At 55.5% G+C, this 22,151-nt stretch carries 15 protein-coding genes; 7 read left to right on the top strand and 8 right to left on the bottom strand.

The features are described 5' to 3' along the window. Positions 1-3: 3 nt before the first annotated feature. From HOV93_RS05085 to HOV93_RS05075, 3 genes are all read right to left on the bottom strand, one after another. A complete protein-coding gene (locus HOV93_RS05085) occupies positions 4-2,826 on the bottom strand; it encodes a hypothetical protein (protein WP_207395380.1) in 2,823 nt (940 codons plus the stop codon). An 82-nt stretch (positions 2,827-2,908) separates the two neighbouring features. Further along, positions 2,909-3,424, bottom strand: a complete 516-nt coding sequence (locus HOV93_RS05080) for a peptide chain release factor family protein (RefSeq protein WP_207395379.1) — start codon at positions 3,422-3,424, stop codon at positions 2,909-2,911. Between the two features lie 6 nt (positions 3,425-3,430). Then, on the bottom strand, positions 3,431-4,117 hold the full coding sequence (locus HOV93_RS05075) for an SDR family oxidoreductase (protein WP_207395378.1): 687 nt from the start codon (positions 4,115-4,117) through the stop codon (positions 3,431-3,433). 77 nt (positions 4,118-4,194) lie between these two features. Between HOV93_RS05075 and HOV93_RS05070 the strand changes: the two genes are divergently transcribed. Continuing rightward, the gene (locus tag HOV93_RS05070; protein ID WP_207395377.1) at positions 4,195-4,671 is read left to right on the top strand and encodes a DUF309 domain-containing protein; all 477 of its coding nucleotides are present in this window, start codon (positions 4,195-4,197) and stop codon (positions 4,669-4,671) included. 7 nt (positions 4,672-4,678) lie between these two features. On the opposite strand, the gene HOV93_RS05065 is transcribed toward HOV93_RS05070, so the two are convergent. The 3 genes from HOV93_RS05065 to HOV93_RS05055 form a co-directional block, all read right to left on the bottom strand. Then, a complete protein-coding gene (locus HOV93_RS05065) occupies positions 4,679-5,098 on the bottom strand; it encodes a hypothetical protein (RefSeq protein WP_207395376.1) in 420 nt (139 codons plus the stop codon). A gap of 160 nt (positions 5,099-5,258) precedes the next feature. Beyond that, positions 5,259-6,101, bottom strand: a complete 843-nt coding sequence (locus tag HOV93_RS05060; RefSeq protein ID WP_315853348.1) for an Lnb N-terminal periplasmic domain-containing protein — start codon at positions 6,099-6,101, stop codon at positions 5,259-5,261. A 119-nt stretch (positions 6,102-6,220) separates the two neighbouring features. Further along, positions 6,221-7,015: an HAD-IIB family hydrolase gene (locus HOV93_RS05055; RefSeq protein ID WP_207395375.1), complete on the bottom strand. Its 795-nt coding sequence runs from the start codon at positions 7,013-7,015 to the stop codon at positions 6,221-6,223. A gap of 98 nt (positions 7,016-7,113) precedes the next feature. Between HOV93_RS05055 and HOV93_RS05050 the strand changes: the two genes are divergently transcribed. From HOV93_RS05050 to HOV93_RS05025, 6 genes are all read left to right on the top strand, one after another. Next, positions 7,114-8,010 (top strand): PfkB family carbohydrate kinase, encoded by an 897-nt coding sequence (locus tag HOV93_RS05050; RefSeq protein ID WP_207395374.1) that lies wholly within the window; start codon positions 7,114-7,116, stop codon positions 8,008-8,010. Between the two features lie 59 nt (positions 8,011-8,069). Further along, positions 8,070-10,202, top strand: coding sequence for an HAD-IIB family hydrolase (locus tag HOV93_RS05045; protein WP_207395373.1), 2,133 nt, complete (start codon positions 8,070-8,072; stop codon positions 10,200-10,202). After that, positions 10,186-12,168 carry an alpha-amylase family glycosyl hydrolase gene (locus HOV93_RS05040; RefSeq protein ID WP_207395372.1) on the top strand — a complete coding sequence of 661 codons (1,983 nt, stop codon included), beginning with the start codon at positions 10,186-10,188 and terminating at the stop codon, positions 12,166-12,168. Before HOV93_RS05045 ends, HOV93_RS05040 begins: the two co-directional genes overlap by 17 nt. 269 nt (positions 12,169-12,437) lie before the next feature. Next, a complete protein-coding gene (locus tag HOV93_RS05035) occupies positions 12,438-15,851 on the top strand; it encodes a transglutaminase family protein (RefSeq protein WP_207395371.1) in 3,414 nt (1,137 codons plus the stop codon). A 51-nt stretch (positions 15,852-15,902) separates the two neighbouring features. Further along, positions 15,903-18,452, top strand: coding sequence for a circularly permuted type 2 ATP-grasp protein (locus HOV93_RS05030; RefSeq protein ID WP_315853347.1), 2,550 nt, complete (start codon positions 15,903-15,905; stop codon positions 18,450-18,452). A gap of 21 nt (positions 18,453-18,473) precedes the next feature. Next, a complete protein-coding gene (locus HOV93_RS05025) occupies positions 18,474-19,403 on the top strand; it encodes a transglutaminase family protein (RefSeq protein ID WP_207395369.1) in 930 nt (309 codons plus the stop codon). 242 nt (positions 19,404-19,645) lie between these two features. Here the strand turns inward: HOV93_RS05025 and HOV93_RS05020 are convergent, their stop codons facing one another. Both HOV93_RS05020 and HOV93_RS05015 read right to left on the bottom strand, forming a co-directional pair. Beyond that, positions 19,646-20,596 carry an alpha-E domain-containing protein gene (locus HOV93_RS05020; protein WP_207395368.1) on the bottom strand — a complete coding sequence of 317 codons (951 nt, stop codon included), beginning with the start codon at positions 20,594-20,596 and terminating at the stop codon, positions 19,646-19,648. A 17-nt stretch (positions 20,597-20,613) separates the two neighbouring features. Further along, a complete protein-coding gene (locus HOV93_RS05015) occupies positions 20,614-21,999 on the bottom strand; it encodes a circularly permuted type 2 ATP-grasp protein (protein WP_235989865.1) in 1,386 nt (461 codons plus the stop codon). Between the last annotated feature and the right edge of the window lie 152 nt (positions 22,000-22,151).

The following is a 22,151-nucleotide window of genomic DNA, read 5'->3' as shown; positions in this document are numbered from 1 at the left end:
CGCTTAAAACTGCTTTCCGCCCGACGCTGGCTTAGGAAGCGGAGCCGGCGGCGGGATCGGTTCAGGAAGCTCTTCCGCTTTGGGTGTGATCGGAGGTGGAGTCTTAGGCTTCGCTTCGGTCTCGGCCTTCTTCTTCGAGCCACCAAAAGCGCCTCCCAAGTCAAACAAATTGAACCCTGGCAGTTTCAATCCCTGCTGGGGCTTTTCGTTTTGCATGTCGATCTGAGCATGCAACTCGATCAGGTTTTCGTCGACGTTCAGCCTGGCTTCGAGCCCGCGGAACCAGTCCATGACGTTGGCCTGAAAGTCTTTTCCTTGGTCGCTCCAAGCGGTCGACACCCATCTGCCGGTTCCGTTGTCATTCGGTTGGTAAACGAACTGGCCCCCCAGCGGATCGATGAATTCGAGATTCAGCAGTTGATCGGCGAAGGCTTTCGCTTGCCCCTCAGGGATGCCGAGTTGGTTGTGGACTTCCTGGAAGAAGGCCGCGTTGGCAAGACTTCCCTGTCTGGAAATCGATTGGGCTAAGCCATTTGCCAGGGGGGTAATCTGAGCGTTGGAAATATCCCCGATATGAATGCGTACCTGGGCCGGATGGGAGTCTTCGACAATGGCCAGGTTGGGTGTAACGTCGGCTAAGATCTCTGGATGGAAGGAGAGGGAAGAGAACCCATTGAGTTCTCGGCGCAACAGCCCAAAGGGTAACTGGGAATAGCCATAGATATCGGGGGCAGCCGCGACACCGATGAAGGGGATTTGATCGATCAGTCCCGGCTTGGGAAAGGCCGTCAAATAGCCTGGCGTGGCTTGAATCATTCGCAGCGTATTGAAAAAACCTTGGTTAGTGAATTGTTCCAGCGGAAACGGCATGTCTCGGACAGCCACCGCATAGTGGGTTAAACCGCCGCTATAGCGTCCATCCAGCACCGCTTGAAACGCGACGACATCCTCAGGGGCCGTCGCAATATGAGTCGGCAGCGGAGGGCCCAGAAAGGAGAGGAACTGTCCGACATTCGAGCGTTGAAACGGAGAGACGCGCGCATCGATCGCAATGCGTTCTAGGCCTTCGTCATTGAGTTTGAAGCGGTTGATTCCGACGAGGATCGGGTTCATTTGCCGCCACTCGGTCATATGGTATTGTCGCAGGCGATTAAAGTCGGCCGTTTCTTGAGGGGTCATGCCAACGATATCCATATCCGGAATCGGCACGAAATGCCCACGACCACCCCGAATCGAGTCTCCTAGCGTATCGTTGGAAATAATCGTGTGGCTTCCGTCGGCTCGTTGATCGAAGTTGGCAGGCAGGAAACCGGCGGCGATCAGGCCTTCGACCGACGTATCTTGGTAGCCTTCATTATTGGCTGCGGCGGTTGCCATCTGCTGCAGTTCCATCTCGATGACACTTTGCAACCGACGGCGGATTTCGACGCGGTACTGAGGAGAGTACAAACCCCGGAAGAACTGCGAAGAGAGATAGACGAAGACGGTGTCGTCTCGGCTAAGCGGCATCAGGCCTCGGGCATACTGAAACTCGCGCGAGTTCGCCAGGCTGGTCGACGTTTCTTCCAATGTAAGAAAACGCTCGACGATGGCCCGAGAGGTGGTCACCAAGTGGAAGTCCCCACGGGTGACATAGAACGATCGGAGGGTATTGTCAGGAGTCGAAAGAAACGACACCTCTCGCCCGGCAATCTCTACGGTTTCCAGCTTCGCACCGTCGCGCTGGTACTGCTTCTGGGCGTCCTTGCGATTCTTATTGATATCGTTGGCCAGCAAAGGGCTTTGCTTTGCGTAAAACAACATGCCCAGGGCAGCACCTTCGCGGGTATACGTATCGCGACCAATTAACGCGACATCCTGCACCACCTGATCGCCAAAGATCTCCGACAATTCCGACTGCTTGAGCGCCAGCTGCCGCTGGACCACTTCATTCAAATGAAACGCAACACGCCGATTGGAAATCATCCGCGAGAGGTCGCCACCGTTGCGCTGGAGCAGCTTATTGAGCCACAGGTAATTCTTCAGCGAGCCGAATCGAATGTAGAAGCATTCCTCGGGAACGTACTTAGCCATAGGCTCGATCTCGACATCCGCACTGGGCTGTGGTACCGCTAGGGGGGCCCATTGAATCGGCGGGACAATCGGGCCCAACTCTCCTTGCGGAGCCAGCTCGTTGTTCATGATCGCTTTGAGCATCGCGTCGTGAACCTTCTCGGTGCCCATCAACATCATCAGGGATTGGCTGGGTTCCAGTGCCGAGCGATCTTCCAACGCACGCTGGCTAAGCGGTGGCGGGGCAAGGCCAAGCCGGTCCGACAGCATCATCGAAAGATAGGTCTCTAGCACCGGTGGATGATCGCTTGCATCGGTCCGCTGGCGGCCGACTTCGTTATAGGTTCGCCACCACTGACGCACGAGATTGTTATAAGGTCCGTCACGTCGCTGGCGGGGAGCTACCTGAAATGTCTGCGGTGTTGGCGTTTCAACGGTGACCTCCATCGGGGCACTTCCCCGGAAGAGGAAATAGACCTCTAGCTCTTGCGGTGGCGTGACGGTGTCGGCACCCAGCAGCGATTGAAGCAGCGGAAGAAATCGACGCGGCTTGAAGACGGGGTAGAAGATCCGTCCCTCGGGGTCAGAAATCGCGAACGCTTCGCTGTCGACCGGATCGCCGAAATCCGCTCGTTGAAGCGGAAGGACCACACGTCCGACCCCCCAGGGCTCGCCGGCGATGGCAGATACTTGTTGTGCGAATCCATTTTGCGTGAGAACGGCCAACAGTACAAAGGTACCGCAAATCACGATCCGTCGGGTCAGGCAAGCCATTAAGTGATTCTCCAAAACTTGAATTTCTCAGTCTGTCCATGGTTTGCCCATCGCACAAACCTGTCAAGAGAAAGTCTTGTTGCTATTTCAGCCGTTTTAGGCCGAGTTGGTCTCGATGACGATTCAGCAGCGCAAAGGCCGCCGATTCATTTTTCAGGAATTTGACCAGCTGACTGGTCGAGCAGCCTAGCCGCGTTGCCGCTGCCGAAACATCCCAACTCTCGGCTTGTAGTACAGTTATGGCTTCTGCCAACAGTGCTGGGAAGTCGTCGTGGGTAGGATTGACCGAGACTTTTCCACTACGCAGCCGCGACCGCCAAAGTTCGCTGGGCGTGGCCGAGAGGTCGATTTCGTCAATCACATGAATTGCCAGATTGACTCGCAGACGGAAGATGGCAACCTGGCGGTTGGCTTCCTGGCTACGACGCTCGTTCCCTTCTCCCGACTGGCCCGATACAGGATCGTGAACGATCACGGCCGTTTCGACCTTGTTGCGATGCTGTCCGCCTGGACCGCCGCGACGAAGCCGTTTGACGTCGCAGCGTTTCAAAAGCTCTGGTACCGGCCAGGCTGCCGGATGATCGATTCCGCTTGGCATTTTCAGTTACTTGACAATGCTAATCGACTCGCCGTTTTCCTCAGCCCCGAGCGAAAGGATAAACGGTACCGCGTACGACGCCCAGTCCGATGGCTTCGGTGCGCTCGAGGCCCCGTCGGCGAAGCATTTCTCCAACATCTCGGTGTGGATCATGCCGGGGCCCAGGGGAATTGCGGCCATCCCGGCTGGCAACTCTTGAGCGAGTGACTTGGTCATGCCTTCAATGGCGTACTTCGTCGCGCAGTAGGGGCCGACTTCGGGCGAAGTCGATCGACCCCAACCGGAACTGAAGTTGATGATGGTACCTTGGCCGCGCTCGACCATCGCCGGGACAAACGCTTTGATGACGTGAAAGACGCCTTGGATGTTGATGTCGATCATCTGTGAAAACTCGCCCACCGGGACTCGCCAGAGTGGCTTGTTCTCGTTGATAATTGCTGCATTGTTGATCAACAGGTCGGGCACACCGAAGTTTTCGTTGACCGACTTGCCCCACTGTTTGACGTCATGCCAGTTGGTGACATCGACCACGTCAAAACGGTGAGGATCGCCATACTGTTCGTTTAGCTGATCAATCTTGTCGGCCGATCGTCCACAACCAGCGACCTGATGACCCGTAGCGATAAATCCATCGGCCATCGCTCGACCGAGCCCCTTGGTGGCGCCGGTAAGGACAATTTTCCGAACGGACATGGTAGATTCCTCAAAGCGGATTCTTCAAACGTCGCATAGAAGCGTCATTACAATGGCCAGAAGGAAAGGACGCAACCATGGCAGACGAAACCTCGCGCTATGAACCAACGCTGCCGTTTCCGTCGTACGCGTACGTTCCAGGCCTGTTTCCTCGGCCTGAAACGGATTTCGAGGGGCGGACCGACCGGCAATCGTTTCGGTACGGCGTCGACCTATTTAATCACGGATTTTACTGGGAAGCCCACGAAGCCTGGGAATCGGCCTGGCACGCCCAGGGAAGAGTAGGGGATCAGGCCGCTTTGCTAAAGGGGCTCATTCACCTGACAGCGTGCGGTGTGAAAGCTCGGCAACAGTCGCTTCACGGAGTCGAAGTGCATGCCCGCAAAGCCGTCGCCCTTTTCGAGAACGCTGTCCAAGACCTGGGCATAGCTTCGCTCGAGACACTTACCGAGCAGGTAAAGAAAGTCCGGGAGACTCCCAGTCGTTTCCTGTGCGATTCACAGGATAACGTGGTTATCGTGTTCGACTTTCAAATCGAATTATCGCGCGGCTAAGCGCGGGTTAATTCTCGGCGTTCGCTACTGCTTCGATCTTCGGGGTCAGTCCGCGGCGATACTCGCGCGGGAGATAATCCCGCTCGATAAGCTCTGGATCGTGCTGCGTCCAAGTCTCTCGCATGTTCTTACCTACCACGCTGCGCAGGACGTCGCCGTCTCGCCAGGTGGTGGTATAGGCCCCGTCGCTCCAACGCTTACGGGGAACTTGCCAGGAACTCTTCAGCAGACGCCATGCGGTGACATGGAACCGGGCATCGCTTTGCGACCACTCATAGAAAATGACCTGGTCGAAGATCAAGCGGCCTTGGGAATCGTAGTAGTGGTTCACCTCGATCAGGTCGACCTGATCCTGCACCACTGGCGTTGAGGGCGAGGCCCCCAGAATCATCCACAAAGCAGCAACCGAAAATGTAACACCACTCATATTGGCCTCCCTAACGGTCCATCGTCTAAGGGCGTTTTCGTGGCAGAGTAGGGTGTATCTATATTCGATTTTCGGATAGAGCAATGTCGATTGATCAGAAATTATGAAGTCTTGCTGAAAACCGCAGGAAAAACGGGAGAGTTATCGCTAGCAACTGCCCCTATCGGCGGATGTACTCCGAGAAGTTCTCGTCGTCTCGGTACCGCTCGGCAAGATGATTGATCTGCGACTGGGAGCGCAGCTGCTCGAAGGGGACGCTCGTGTCCAACAAGCCGAGCGAGTAGGCGTACTCGTCGCTGTAGCCCGGCAGAAGAATTCGCATGTCGTACGGGACACTCTTGGGGGCGATCTTGTTGACATGCGACACGATGTTGGTCGTGCAGTTGTTGGTCACGGTGTGGTAGAACTCAGGGTCAGCGGCCAATTTGTTGGCTCGCTTGATGACGTCCAAAAACAGAGCCTGGGCCTGTTCAGGCTGAGCGACCGTACGATAAAGATAAACGTCGCTCTTATAGTAATTCGAGCTGAGATTGATCACGTCGCGTTCGTCGCCGATGACGTACATCAGTTCGTACTGGTTGAAGAAGCCCTTCCAGGCCGAGTACTCTTCGTTCGCTTCTTTGCGAATTTCGACCGAAGAAACCAAGTACTGCCCGTCGGACAGACCGAAGCTGAGCATCGTATGCGCGACGCTGGGCGAGTCTTTAAAGGGAACGACCACGTAGTCGACGGTCTCGATATCGCTCAGGCGAATATCTTTGTCGTAGTACTGAACCACGTAGTCATCGGACGTGACATAGCGGCAGTTACGCACGTTATGGATGGTGATCTCGTCTCCCTGCACGACACCTATGGGGAGCTTCGCTTGATCGGGCGCCCAGTTGCGGTTGTTGGTCGCGACGATCGCTTTACAACCGGTCGAGAAGAACCCCAAGCATAGCAATCCCAGAACCATCCATTGATGGCCAGGCGCAGTTCGACGCTGCTGAGAATGCGAATTCACCGGGAGAGTCATTGGGGGGAAATAAGGGAACGACTATTGCGCCGCCACTTATAGAAACCCCGTGCTGGCAACGCAACGCCAATCGCTGCCCTTGCTAGCGAAAACGTTCGACTCCGACACTAAAGCAGTCCAAAGTGTCGGCAGCCAGCGAGGACTCCGCTGGTGGCGAACTTCTCGGCAATGTAGACCCGGTCGACTTGCATGCGGCTTTCGTAATGTCCGTGGACCGTTTCCATGAGTTCTGCAGAAGCGTTGCCGACGACAATCGTCCGATAGCCGGCGGTCATGGCTGCCAAGTCGTTGCCAGAGTCGCCAGAGAAGACGAGCTCTTGATTGTCTAGCCCGGCATGCTCGGTCCACCACTGTAGCGCGTAGGCCTTCGAGACGTCGGTTGGTAAAAGGTCGATCAGGCCGTCGCCGGTGAATGGATCGATACTGCTGATCAAGCTGTACGGCAGACCACGATGGGACAAATGATCTAAGACCGCGTCGTGGATGGCGTGAAGCTTTTTCGCGTCGCAATAGAAACTGAGTTTGAATTGCCCCTGCTTCTCTTCCTCTTGCAGTCGTAGCGTCTCTAGCGAGGCGAACTCTTCTCGCAATTGCCCAGTTGAAAACTCTCCCACGATGCTTTGCAAATGATCGACATACGGCTGAGCGATTTGAAACGAATCGTCCTCAGCACGCTTATAGATGGAAGTCCCCACATCGCAAATCACCCAGTCGGGAGCCGGCAATGCGTAACGCTTGATCGCGTCCTGGACCGACTCTAAATGGCGACCAGTCACGAAGGTCAGGGTGACGTGCTTTTCGCGAAGGGCTTTTGCTAACAGGGCCAAATCGGACGTGTTTTCCGCCAGGTCATTCAAAGGAATCAGCGTGCCGTCTAAGTCGGTAGCCAGAACCTTGCTCACGTTATGAATCCTTGTGCTATTTGAGTTTGTGTTCGGAGAATGCTAAAACAATGTTACTCAATTACTAAATGATCCGTCTAACTGATCGATAGAAATTCGTGACTGACTCGAAAGCAAATCGTCCGCCGTTGATTCTTGGGGAAGTGCTTTTCGACCGCTTTCCGGATGGCCGCCAGGTTCTCGGTGGTGCTCCTTTTAACGTTGCCTGGAATCTTCATGGGATGGGTTATCATCCTTGTATGGTTTCGGCGATTGGCAACGACGAGGCCGGGCAAGAGGTGCTTCGCTCTATGGCTGATTGGGGGATGTCGGCGGAACAAATGCAGACGATCGATACCAAGCCATCTGGGGCGGTACAGGTCGAATTGAAAGATGGGGAGCCGGTCTACGACATTTTGCAAGATCGGGCTTGGGACTATATCGAGCCGCCGGCAGTTGAAGACTATTCCGGCTATTCGTATCTCTACTACGGAAGCCTGGCGTATCGAAGCGAGCGGACGGCGAAGACCATTCGGCAGATTATCGATCAGAGCCAATTGCCCCGGTTCGTCGATTTAAACATCCGCCCTCCGTGGTTTAAAGAGTCGTGGGTAAGTGGTTTGGTTGATGGTGCCGATTGGCTCAAGTTGAACCACGACGAACTCCAGCGACTCACTCAGATGCCTTGCGATACGCGTGAAAACGTTCGCAAAGCTGTCGATAAATTGCGTACGGCGCATCAAGTCGCCAATTTCTGTATCACATCGGGCTCGAAAGGTGCTTTTCTTGCCACAAGCGACGGTGATGGCATCGAAATTGCAGTCACTCAACCCAATCCTCTCGTCGACACGGTCGGCGCGGGGGATGGATTCGCGTCAGTCCTTCTCGCCGGACTGATATCGGGCCGCCCACTGCGACAGGTTGGCGATGCGGCGTCCCGATTTGCCGGGAAAGTATGCGAGAATCATGGAGCGACATGCCAAGACAAGTCGTTCTATGAAAACGTTTTCACTTAAGGAGCGTTGCCACGACTTCCACCTTTCCCACTACCAACAACCTCAAAGAATAACTCTCCATGAAGATCGCTCTGATAAGCTTACATGGCTTAATCCGCGCCAAAGATGCCGAACTTGGTCGCGACGCGGACACGGGCGGCCAGGTTAAGTATGTCCTGGAGTTGGCCGCGGAACTGGCCAAAGAGCCCGAAGTTACCGAAGTAGAACTTCTCACCCGGCAAATCATCGACGACCGCGTTTCCGATGACTATGCCCAAGTCGAAGAACCTATTTGCGAGAACGCCAAAATCGTCCGAATTCCGTTCGGACCCAAACGGTATATTCGCAAAGAATCGCTTTGGCCTTACATCGAATTCTTCGTCGATCAGACCCTCGCTCACTTCCGCCGCGCCGGTCTGCCGGACCTCATTCATGGGCATTATGCCGACGCGGGTCTTGCCGGGGCGCAGCTTGCTCGGCTGCTTCACATTCCGTTTGTTTTCACCGGCCATTCGCTCGGTCGTGTCAAACAAGAACGCTTGATTGCCAAGGGTAAGTCGGTCGAAGACCTCGAACGCCGCTACCGCTTGGCGCAGCGAATCGAAGCGGAGGAAGTTGCTCTGGAAACGGCTTCGATGGTGGTGGCCAGCACCAATCAGGAAGTCGAACTACAGTACGAAAAATACGAGAACTACGTACCCGATCGGATGGAAGTCATTCCTCCTGGTGTGAACCTGCAGTCGTTCGCGCCACCGAAATCAACGGATGACGATTACGCGATTGGCCCGCAGATCGAGCGTTTTCTGCGAGACCCCAGCAAGCCGCCGTTGATCGCCATGGCTCGTCCCGACGAGCGAAAAAACCTGGAAATGCTCGTCCGTGTTTATGGTGAGAGCGAGCGTTTGCAAGAGCTTTCTAATCTCGTGCTCATCATGGGAACGCGCGAAAACCTGAAGGATCTCGCTCCGGCCCAACGCCGGATTGTCGAGCAAATCCTCGGTAAGATCGACGACTTCGATCTGTACGGTTCGGTCGCGTACCCCAAGATGCATGCCCCGAGTGATGTACCTGACATTTATCGTTGGTGTGCCCAACGTCGCGGAGTCTTTGTTAATCCAGCGCTCACGGAACCGTTTGGTTTAACGCTTCTGGAAGCTGCCGCAGCAGGCCTGCCGATTGTCGCCACCAACGACGGTGGTCCGAGAGATATCGTAGCGAACTGCCACAACGGTCTTTTGGTCGACCCGCTCGATCCCGAAGCGATCGAGAAGGCCTTGCTTCGGATGCTTACGGAGCCTGAGCAATGGGACGATTGGGCCAACCAAGGGAAAGATGGTGCCAAAAAGCACTACTCCTGGGCGAATCATGCCAAACGATATTGGCGAGACATCAACGATATTCTCGACCATTCGGCCAAGCCCGACCTCGCGCGAAACTCGAAAGTTCGGCGCATGCCAAACTTCGATCGGCTCATAATCACCGACCTGGATAACACACTGACCGGCGACGATGACGCGCTTCGCGAATTAATGGACACGATTCGCGAACACGACTACATCGGCTTTGGCATCTCGACTGGGCGTCGCCTGGACAGTGCGATGGAACAGATCGAGGAGATGAATCTGCCGAGACCTGACCTGATTTGTGCCGCAGTCGGAACAGAACTGTACTACGGCGAATATCTCACCAACGACCGAACTTGGCGAAAGCAGATCGGTCTGCACTGGACACCCGATAAAATACGTGCTCTGTTTGAGGGCGTGGATGGAGTCTACGTGCAAAAGGATTTTCAGCAGTCTGAGTTCAAGATCAGCTTCGACCTCGACAAGAGCGTTGCTCCGAGTATCTCGGAAATCAAGCGAATGCTACGAGAAGCCGGCATTCGCGCACGCGTGGTATTCTCACGAGATATGTACCTAGACATCTTGCCCAATCGCGGGGGGCCTGGTGTGGCTGTGCGGCACGTCCTCTACAAATGGGGATTTTCGCCAGAAAAAGTGCTCGTGGCCGGCGACAGCGGCAACGACGAGGGGATGCTCAAAGGGCGCACGCTTGGAGTGGTTGTAGGGAATTACAGTCCTGAGCTCGAGAAGCTAAGGGACTGGCCGCGGATCTATTTCTCAGAGGGACATCATGCACGAGGTATCCTGGAGGGAATTAATTACTATCAGTTTTTAGATAACATCACGATACCCAATGATCGGAACGAGTAGGAACGGACAGCCCGACCCACTGCAAACCGAAGCGGAGATCTCGCTCAAGCGACTTCTGCCGCGGCTGGATGCATTTTGGTCTGAGGACGATATCGCCTGTGGGCTGGCGCGCGAATTCACGCAGCGCCTGGTAGCCCAGTGGCCACGGTTGTTTCGACTGCTCTTTACGCTGTATCACGATCGATATGACTTCTTCTATCACTTGGAAGAGATCATGTTCACAGCGGCACGCGGTTGGAAGCAACGTAGTCCCGAGCTGCGCGAACAAGACGACCACCGCTTAAACGATCCGACCTGGTTTCAGTCGGAACACATGGTGGGCGGTGCGCTTTACGTCGATCTCTTCTCCGAGAATCTCAGCAAGCTACGCGAGTGCATTCCCTACTTTAAAGATCTCGGACTGACCTACGTTCACTTGATGCCGTTGTTCGCCGTGCGCCCAGGCGACAACGACGGCGGTTACGCGATCAGCAATTATCGTAGCGTTGATCCCCGTCTGGGCACGATCGACGATCTTCGCCAACTGGCCGACGAATTTCGCGAAGCCGATATTTGTCTGTGTCTCGACTTTGTCTTCAACCACACGTCGGATGATCATTATTGGGCGCAGCATGCTCAAGCTGGCGATATCGAATATCAGCAGTACTATTACTGCTTCCCCGATCGCACCGTTCCCGATCAGTACGAACGCACCCTGCGTGAGATTTTCCCCACCGTTCGTCGCGGCAACTTCACCTGGCATGACGGGATGCAACGCTGGGTTTGGACGACCTTCAATAGCTTTCAGTGGGACCTGAACTACGGTAATCCGGCGGTCTTCCGGGCAATGCTCGAAGAAATGCTCTTCATCGCTAACACCGGCGTCGACATTTTGCGGTTGGATGCGGTGGCGTTCATTTGGAAGCAAATGGGCACCAACTGTGAAAACCGCCCCGAAGCGCACCAGTTGATCCAGGCATTCAATTGCATGGCCGAGATTGCCGCGCCCGGGCTGGTCTTCAAGTCGGAAGCGATCGTGCATCCCGACGAAGTCGTCAAGTACATCGGTGAGGAAGAGTGTCAGATCTCGTACAACCCGACCCTGATGGCCCTGTTGTGGGAATCCCTGGCGACACGCAGTACGCAGCTACTGAAAAAGTCTCTGAGTCATCGCCATCGTTTGCCACACGGAACTTCGTGGGTAAATTACCTTCGCTGCCACGACGATATCGGTTGGACATTCGACGACAAAGACGCGGCCCAACTCGGCATCAATGGCTACAATCATCGACAATTCTTGAACAACTTTTACACAGGGCAATTCCCCGGCTCATTTGCCCGCGGAGTCCCTTTTCAGCATAACCCTGCCACCGGGGACATGCGGATCTCAGGCACGCTGGCGTCGCTGGCCGGCCTAGAGCAAGCCATCGAGTTCCACGACCCTAAGTTGATCGAGATGTCGGTCCGCCGTATGTGCCTGCTGTATGGCATCACGCTGAGTGTGGGCGGCATACCCCTTTTGTATCTCGGCGAAGAGTGGGGCATGCTCAATGACTATGACTTCGTGAAAGACCCTGCCAAAGCAGGCGACACACGTTGGATCCATCGCCCCAAAATGAAGTGGGAATATCTGCAAAACTTCAAACAGGAAGTCGATGACCAAAATGGATCGATTCGTGGGAAAATCTTCCGCTCGATCCAGAAATTGATCTCGCTGAGGAAGAATTTGCCCTCCTTGGCCGGACAGCAAATGGAGTTGGTTCCGGTCGATAATCCCCATGTTCTCGGTTTCGTGAGGCATTTTGAGGGCAATCGGACGCTCGTCCTGGCGAATTTCACCGAGGAAGAGCAGCGTGTTCCGGCTAATAATGTCCGCACAGGGGGGCTGGGGCGTTTTTTCCAAGATCTGATCAGCGAGCAGGAAATCGCAACTCATGAAGATCTGGTAATGCAGCCGTACGGGCTGCTATGGCTGGATAGAATTTAACGCCGATGTACTCTCGATATGGCTCAGAATTGGGCCCTATGTGCACATTTTTTTAGCACCTTGAACCGAAACCTTTGCTAAGTGGTAGGTTTCTGGCAATGATCGTTGATTGGCGCATCATTTGCGTTTCATAATCAGCGAATCGTGCCGACTAAAACGCCGGTGGCTGATTTTCGTGCGTTGTTCCCATATAAACCGTATGCGGGCCCGACTTTGGCCTACAACGGTGTGACATTTCTCTCCCGCGATTCGATATCTTTGAGGCTTTTATGGCGATTCTGACGGCGATCCATCATTCGACCAAATACAAATACGATCGCAAGATCAGTGTAGGGGCTCAAACGATTCGGCTGCGTCCTGCTCCCCACTGCCGAACGCCCATTCATAGTTATTCTTTGAAGATCAGTCCCCAGCCACACTTTTTGAACTGGCAACAGGACCCCCACGGAAACTTCGCCGCTCGCGTTGTCTTTCCGGAACCCGTCGATTTTTTCCAGGTCGATGTCGATCTGACTGCCGAAATGACGGTGATCAATCCGTTCGACTTCTTCTTGGAGCCCGATTCGGAGGAATATCCGATCGTCTACCAGGAGCCGCTCAAGACCGACCTGGCTCCGTTTTTAGAACTGGAACCTCCGGGGCCTCTCCTGACCGAGTACCTCAAGGGGGTCGATATTACGCCGCGTCGCACGGTCGATTTTTTGGTCGATATCAACCAGCGGTTGCAGGACGACATCAAGTACACGGTTCGGATGGAGCATGGCGTCCAAAGCGCCGAGCAAACCTTAGAGAAGCGTCTCGGGTCATGCCGCGATTCGGCTTGGCTGCTGGTTCAGATGCTGCGTCACTTCGGGCTCGCGGCCCGGTTCGCCTCGGGCTATATCTGCCAGTTGAAGCCAGACATCAAATCGCTCGATGGTCCTTCCGGTACGGAAGTAGACTTCACCGATCTGCACGCCTGGACCGAGGTCTTCCTGCCGGGTGCCGGTTGGGTCGGTCTCGACCCAACGTCGGGGCTCTTCGCGGGTGAAGGACACATTCCGCTGGCATGTACCCCGTCGCCAATCACTGCGGCTCCTGTATCTGGAAGTCACGAGAAGGCCGAAGTCGAGTTTGACTTCGATATGACGATCACACGTTTCCACGAAGACCCGCGTGTGACCAAACCGTACACCGACGATGAATGGCAAGAGATCCAATCGCTCGGCCATGAAGTCGACAAGCATCTCGATCGCGTTGGCATCACGATGACCATGGGGGGCGAACCGACGTTCGTTTCCATCGACGACATGGAAGGCGACGAGTGGAACACGGCTGCCGTAGGGCCAACCAAGCGAGGCCTAGCCGATAAACTAATGCGTAAGCTGTTCAAACGCTTCGGCGACGGCGGCTTTCTGCATTACGGACAAGGCAAGTGGTACCCTGGCGAATCCCTTCCGCGTTGGGCTTTCCGCTGCTACTGGCGATACGATGGTGAACCGATCTGGAAAGACGCGTCGCTACTTGCGGAAGACGGCGTCAATTACGGTCACGATACCGACTTGGCCATGCAGTTCACGCGTCGCTTGGCCGAGCATCTTGGTGTTGAGCCGAACCATTCCAGCTATGCCTACGAAGACGCGTTCTATTACACCTGGATGGAACGTCGGCTTCCCGTGAATGTCGATATCCACGATTCCAAGCTGGAAGACGAAGAAGAACGTTCGCGGATCGCAAAGGTCTTCGAGCAGGGAATTACTTCGCCGGTCGGCGTTGTCCTGCCCCTTCGCTACCTGTGGTGGACTGCCCAGCCTGGCTGGGAAAGTGGTGAATGGGTAGTGCGCAGTGACGAGCTATTCCTCATTCCCGGCGACTCGGCGATGGGTTTGCGTTTGCCGCTGAAATCGTTGTTTTACGAAGCTGAAGGACAGGCCGCCGCGCTCTTCCCGCTCGATCCGATGGCCGTATCGGCTCCGCTTCCCTCCTATGCCGAGTTCATGTCCCGGCGTACTCCGGCCATGGTTGGCGGAGATTCAGGCAAGCCTTGGTCGATCAAAACCAGTGGTGGCGATGACTTCCGTAGTGCCTCGCGTCCGCAAGGAATGGCCGGACAAAGCCTAGAGTCGGACGGTTTCTTCGGCCCCGGCGATTGGAGCGACAATGGCGGCCCCAATCCGATGAATCAGTTTGTCCGGACGGCCATTTGTGTCGAGCCTCGTGGTGGATGCCTGCATGTCTTCATGCCGCCGTTGGATCGCCTGGAAGGCTACCTGGAACTATTGTCGATTGTCGAATCGGTTGCCACCGAATTGAGTTCGCCAGTCATCATCGAAGGCTACCTGCCTCCTGAAGATGATCGGGTTAATAACCTGAGCGTGACGCCCGATCCTGGCGTGATCGAAGTGAACGTTCAGCCTGCCAACAACTGGCAGGAACTCGTTGACATCACAACCGGCGTGTACGAAGACGCACACCATACCCGGCTCGGGACAGAGAAGTTCAACAAAGATGGTACGCACACCGGCACCGGTGGGGGTAACCACGTTGTGCTAGGTGGCCCGACCCCAGCACAGAGCCCGTTTCTTCAGCGACCCGATATTTTGCGAAGCCTGATTGGCTATTGGCACAATCACCCTTCGCTGTCGTATCTGTTCAGCGGCAACTTCATCGGCCCGACCAGTCAGGCTCCGCGAATTGACGAGGGTCGCGGTGACGCCATTTATGAACTGAAGATCGCCTTCGAGCAAATCCCCGATAAGGGGCATTTTTCGCCCTGGTTGGTCGACCGAGTTTTCCGCAACTTGCTGGTGGATATCACCGGAAACACGCACCGTGCAGAATTCTGTATCGATAAGCTGTTTTCACCTGACAGCAGTTCGGGACGCCGCGGCTTGCTTGAATTCCGCGCCTTCGAGATGCCGCCGCATGCTCAGATGAGCCTCACGCAGCAATTGCTGCTGCGGTCGCTAATGGCAAGATTTGCCGAGCATCCTTACAAAGCGGATTTGGTCGATTGGGATACGAGCTTGCACGATCGTTTCATGCTGCCTCACTTCAATTACCAAGACTTCGAAGACGTGATCGACGAAACCAAGGAGGCCGGATTCCAGTTGGAATCGAAATGGTTCCTCCCTCACTTCGAGTTCAAATTCCCGAAGATCGGGGACTTTGCCCATCGGGGTGTTAAGGTAGAACTTCGTAAAGCGATCGAGCCTTGGTATGTGCTCGGAGAAGAATCAGGGCAAGGGTTTACGGCCCGTTACGTCGATTCTTCCCTAGAGCGGATGCAGGTCAAAGTGAACGGTGCGATCGCTGGACGTCATTACCTGATGTGCAACGGCCGCAGAATTCCACTCCATCCCACCGGAACCGAACAGCAGTTCGTCGCCGGCGTGCGTTATCGGGCTTGGCAGCCACCTAGCTGCCTGCACCCGACGATCCCTGTTGACGAGCCGTTAACGATCGACCTGTACGATGCGTGGGCTGAAAGAAGCTTGGGGGGGTGCCGCTACCACGTAGGGCATCCTGGGGGGAATAATCCAGAATCTTTCCCTGTAAATGCTTTTGAGGCAGAATCTCGTCGTGGCGGTCGATTCGAGAAAATGGGGCATACTCCGGGTCATGTTGAGCTTCCACCGGATGAAACCTCAAGTGAATTCCCCTTCACGCTCGATTTGAGACGGGGTAAAACCAAGCATCTGTAAACCCCAACGCAGGGATTGCGTAACACCTCAATTCGGAAGCCCGAGGTCTCGGTGACCAGAATTCCCGCACCAAATGATGCGCCTGCCGATTTATTTGCCCCGTATAAGCCGATTCCCGACGTATACGACGAACTGAACGATGGTGCGCAGATCCGTCCCCATTGGCAAAGTTTCGTCCAAGGCGTACGAGATATTGGTGCCGGTGAATTCCAGCGTCGCTGGCAGCAGATGCAAAAACTGCTCGAACGCACCGGGATGGCCTATGTCGGGGCCGGCATCGGGAATCCTGCTCAAGATCGCCGAGCCCGTCCCTGGGAGCTCGATCCGCTGCCGGTGTTATTGCCTAGCAGCGAATGGGATCAGATTTCCCAAGGCTTGAAGCAGCGCGGCAAGCTGATGCAGATGATTTTGCAGGATCTATATGGTCCGCAAGATCTGCTGCGAAGTGGGGTGCTTCCGGAACAAGTCTTGTTCCGGCATCCCGGTTACTATCGCTGTTTCCATGGGCAGAATCCTCCTGGCAACAACTACCTTTACTTCTACGCGGCCGACCTTTCTCGTTCGCCCGACGGAAGCTGGTGGGTCCAAGGGGATCGTAGCGAATCCCCCTCGGGCAGCGGCTTTGCGCTCGAGAACCGGATCATCCAGTCGCGGATGACCCCCAGTCTCTTTCACCGAGAGAACGTCCAACGCCTGGCTGGCTACTTCATGAAAGTGAAGGAAGCCGTGCTGCGTGCTTGTTCGCGGGTCACCAATCCGCGCGTGGTGATTCTCAGCAAAGGAGCTGACAGCCCGAATTACTTCGAGGACGCCTATCTGGCTCGCTACCTCGGCTACACGCTGGTCGAACCGGCCGACCTGGCCGTCCGCGGCAATCGCGTCATGATGAAGACCTTAGGAGGGCTGCTTCCCGTCGATGTCATCATTCGGCGTCCTAACAGCGATCAATGCGACCCCCTCGAGATCAGCCACTCGACCGGAGGAATCCCCGAACTGCTGCAAGTCTGCCGCATGAAGAACGTGGTCGTGCTCAACCCGCTTGGGTCAGGCATCGTCGAGTCACCAATCTTCATGACCTTCCTGCCGCAACTTTGTCAGCACTTGTTGGGCGAGCCGCTGATTCTGCCCGGCGTGGCCACGTGGCGCTGTGGTGAGCCGGAATCGCTGGACTACGTGATTAAGAATATCGAGAAGCTCGTCATCAAGCCGGCCTACCGGCAGCGTGGAAATCAAACCACCCTTTATCGCTTACAGAAAAATGGGGAACAGGAAAAGCTGATTCACATGATTCAGGCCGATCCTGATATGTTCGTCGCCCAAGAGCAAGTGATGCGATCGACTAGCCCGGTCTATTCCAAGAAGTCGCTCACTCCGGCTCACATTGCCCTGCGAAGTTTCGCGGTGCTTGGGCAAAACGAATTCGAGACAATGCCAGGCGGATTGGTGCGGCTCAGCGGAGAATTGCAGCCCCTCGAGGCATCGCTGCAAGTGGGAGAACGAAGCAAGGATGCGTGGGTGTTGTCGGCGACTCCGATTCCTCGCGTGAGCTTGCTAAAGCGTCCAGAGCACGGTGTCGAACTGAAGCGTACCGGGGGTGAACTTCCCAGCCGTATCGCAGAAAACTTATTTTGGTTGGGCCGCAACTTGGAACGCGCCGGCGTGACGGCACGTATTCTCCGCACAACCATCTCTCGCTTGACCAGCGAAGAGCAGCTCAGCGAGATGCCTGAGGTAATCATCTTGCTTCGCACGATGGCCGAGATGGGGATTATCGAGACCGGCTACGGTGTCGAAGAGATGCGAAAACAACTGCCGCCAATCGAGCGAATCTTGGCAGCAAATATCTTCGACGAACAAAACTCGATGAGCCTTCGCTCGATCGTAACGCAGATCTTCCGGCTCACTTCACGCACCCGCGATCGTGTCTCGGCCGATAGCTGGCGAGTCCTTCACCGCGTCGACCAAGGCTTCCAGCCACCCAGTACCGGCTACTGGGATTTGTCAGATTGTTTGGCACTGCTAGACGACCTGATCCTCGATCTGGCGGCTTTCTCGGGGATCATTTCCGAAAGCATTACCCGGACGCAGGTCTATCACTTTTTAGATATGGGCCGCCGGATGGAGCGGGCAACGCAAAGCTCGCGACTGATGCGGAACTGCCTGGTGCTTCCTTCCGGTGACCTGACCGCCATATTGGAAGCGCTGCTAGAGATTTCCGATAGCCTGATCACATACCGTTCGCGTTACTTGGAAGAAATGCACCTGGGTGCCGTGCTCGATCTTCTAGTGACCGACGAGACCAACCCGCGATCGATTGCCCGGCAGTTGGCGCAACTTCTAGAGCACGTCAACGACCTGCCGAACGTGGGGAGTCACGCTGGCTACACGGTCGAGCAGCGTCTGGCGATGTCGCTGCTGCACGAAGTGCGGATGTTCGACGTGACGCGCGTGCGTGCCCCCGATGCCTTGTCGGCGGGCGAATCGCTGCATATGCTTTTGCAGGAAATCGAAGTCCTGTTGCCGAAGCTGTCGGATGTCGTTTCCCAGCGTTACCTTGTTCACTCGATGCCCCAGTCCCACCTGGTCGAGATCCGCCCCTAGTCGAAAAAGCGTTGACCACCCGTGCGTTATCAAGTGGAACACAAGACGGCCTACACGTACTCCGACCCAGCATCGGTAGCGCATAATTTATTGCACTTGCGCGTTCCGACAACGCTTCGCCAAAGCGTAGAAGACTTCGCTCTGACGGTCGAACCCAAGCCGAGATCGGTGGTGTCGCGTACCGATTACTTCGGCAACCAGGTGCACTACTTTGCGTTGAGCGAACCGCACGGCCGAATGACCATCACCGCGACGAGCCGTGTTACCGTAAAGACCCCTGCGACAATCACCGTTTCTCCCGATTGGGAAGAACTGGCCGCGCTCGCCAAGAGTCGAGAATTTCCCCTGGAGGTTCGCCAGTTCCTTTTTCCTTCGCGGCACATTCGCCTGCTACCAATTTTGCTGGAATACGGAAAAGCGGCTTTCACACGCAATCGTCCCATTGTCGAAGCGGCCAAAGAACTAACGGCCCGAATCTATGCGGACTACAAATACGACTCTCGCGCGACGAGTATCACTACGCCGCTCGAGGAAGTCGTTCGTCAACGTCACGGTGTTTGCCAAGACTTCGCCCACGTAGGAACCGGGGCCCTAAGAGCCCTTGGCCTGCCGGCCCGTTATGTCAGCGGATACCTGCGAACCGAACCGCCCCCAGGCAAACCACGACTGGTCGGAGCCGATGCTTCGCATGCCTGGTTCTCGGTGTTCTGCGGAACGGAACTCGGCTGGGTCGACTTCGATCCGACCAACAATGTGATCGTCGGTACCGACCATATCACCCTGGCACACGGAAGAGACTTTGAAGATGTCTCGCCCATCCAAGGAGTCGTCATGGGAGGCGGCACACGAACCATGCAGGTCGGCGTCGACGTGATGCCATTAGATGCCAAAACAAACGGCCAACCATCTGCCTCTCCCAACACCCCGCAGCAACGAAGCCCCAACAAATAACAAAGGGTGGCCCAGAGATTAAACTCTGGGTCAGCCGTTTAGGCCGTTTGTAGGCTGAAGAAGGTCGTTCCGATCGATTCGCTGGCGAGATTCATTCGTTGTTGGAAGTCGTGCAAGTCGCAGGCTACAAGCGACTCGTGGAGCCGGATTGAACCCTGTGGCCACTTAGCCAGTGAGTTGCGTTCTTGCACTAGCCGCTTGTCGGCTTTGCCGCCCCAGAGATGAAACTCTGGGCCACCCGCTTAGGCCGTTTGTAGGCTGAAGAAGGTCGTTCCGATCGATTCGCCGACGAGATTCATTCGTTGTTGGAAGTCGTCGATGAACTCGTGCAAGCCGCGGGAGATGATGTCGGTTGCACTGGTGAAAGCAAACTCTGCACGCAATTGGCCGAGACGTTGTTCCGGCAGGTTGGTGAATCCTTCGATGTCGCTGCCGGTGATCGCGTGGAGCGATTCGTTGGCTCGGGTGAGACAGTGCAGGACGGCCCGCGGAAATTCTTTATCGAGCATAATAAAGTCGACCACGTTCTGCGGCACAATCCGGCCGAAACGTTGGCGATACATTTCGTAGGCACTCGCCGAGCGGAGTAGAGCACCCCACTGCAAGTCGTCGAACGCACTTCCCACATGCTGCGGACTGGGCAGCAGAATGTAATACTTCACGTCCAAAATGCGTGACATCTTGTCGGCCCGCTCGAGGAAGCGACCCAACTGGCAGAAATGCCATCCTTCGCCGTGGGTCATGGTGGCATCGGTCACGCCGACAAACTGCTGCCCCGAGTTTCGCACGGCTTCGTAAAAGTCGGGCAGGTCATCTAAAATGCCTTCGGCGTCCCCGACGTCTTTCACCATCAAGTAGAAGCGGTTGATGTGCTCCCACATTTCGGCCGAGATCCGCTCGCGGATGCTGCGGGCATTTTCGCGGGCGTTGATCAAGCAGGAAAGAATCGAGTTCGGGTTGCTCCGATCGAACGTCAGGAACTCGATAACGTTTCTCTTGGTGGCAGCACCATAAATCTCGGTGAACGCTTCATCATCGCCGGTGGTTGTGACCAGGGGCTTCCACTGCTGGTTGCCTGCCGTCGACAGATCCATGCTGATGTTTAAGTTCACCGCGATGAAACGGGCCACCGCCTCAGCACGTTCGATATAACGGCTGGTCCAATAGATGGAGTCGGCTACGCGACTTAACATGAAGAACCTTTCAATCCCTACACAACCCAGGTGTCTTTACTGCCACCGCCTTGCGACGAGTTGACCACAAGCGAACCCTTACGCAGGGCCACACGAGTCAGTCCGCCGGGCAACACATAGATGTCTCGTCCATAAATGATAAACGGTCGCAGATCGACGTGCCTCCCCTCTAAATGGTCGTCAATAATGACAGGTGCCCGAGATAGAGAGAGGGTCGGCTGTGCGATGTAATTTCGCGGATTGGCTTTGATCAGCGAGACGAACTTTTGATGTTCTTCTTTGGTCGCTCGCGGACCGATCAGCATGCCGTAGCCGCCTGATTCGTTGGCCGGTTTGACCACCATGTCGGCAATGTTCTTGATGACATGGTCACGCTGAGCTTCGTCCCAACAAACGTACGTGGGCACGTTCGGCAGAATCGCGTCTTCGCCCAGGTAATACTTGATCATGTCCGGAACGTAGGCGTAAATCACCTTGTCGTCGGCGATGCCTGTGCCGGGGGCGTTGGCAAGCGCGACGTTGCCGGCCCGGAACGCGTCCATAATCCCCGGAACGCCCAGCATCGAATCCTTGCGGAAGACGTGTGGGTCGATGAAGTCATCGTCGATGCGGCGATAAATAACGTCGACCGTTTTCAAGCCTTTGGTCGTGCGTGCATAGACGCGTTGATCGCGAACGACCAGGTCTCGGCCCTCCACCAAGTCAACCCCCATCTGCTGGGCGAGGAACGAGTGCTCGAAGTAAGCCGAATTGTAGATGCCTGGAGAAAGCACAGCGACGACCGGATTTTCTACGGTGTCTGGCGCTAGCGAGTTGAGCGCGTCTAGCAGTTGGCTGCAGTAATCGTCGACCGGGCGGACAAACTGAGCCTCGAACAGGCCAGGGAATGTCTGCTTCATCAGCTGCCGATTCTGCAGCACATACGAGACGCCAGAAGGACAACGGAGGTTGTCTTCAAGCACGTAGAACTCGCCATCCGCGTCGCGGACCAAGTCGGTACCGGTGATGTGACACCAGATACCATTGGGCGGCTTCAGGCCCACGCATTGCGGCCGGAAACTGTCGGCCGATTTGACTACGTGTTCCGGAATGATGCCGTCTTTGAGGATCTTCTGATCGTTGTAGATGTCGTCGATGAACATATTCAACGCGATGATGCGCTGCTTCAGTCCTTTCGACATCCACGTCCATTGCTCGCCTTGGATGATGCGAGGAAGAATATCGAACGGAATGATGCGTTCGGTCCCTTCCTGCTCGCCGTAGACGTTAAACGTAATGCCCAAGCGAATCATCGATCGCTCGGCGGCTGTCTTGCGCTTGCGAAGGTCGTTGGAAGTTAGCTCTTGAATGTGCTTATAGAGGAGCTGGCAGTTGGTGCGAGGAGAACCGCCAGGAGAAAACATTTCGTCGTAGAATTCACCAACATCGTAGTCGGCGACGAGATTGGGCTCGGATAACGTTTGCGTCTGTGATTGCCCTTGCACGTTATTGTTCTCCTAATGAGAAATCTAGTGGGGCCAGATTAAACCGCCAGGGAGGAGAGGTCGTCGTGTCT

It is taken from the genome of Bremerella alba, assembly GCF_013618625.1.
GTDB lineage: Bacteria > Planctomycetota > Planctomycetia > Pirellulales > Pirellulaceae > Bremerella > Bremerella alba.
The sequence above is the reverse complement of the archived record's forward strand: the minus strand, read 5'-3'. Positions and strand labels throughout refer to the sequence as shown.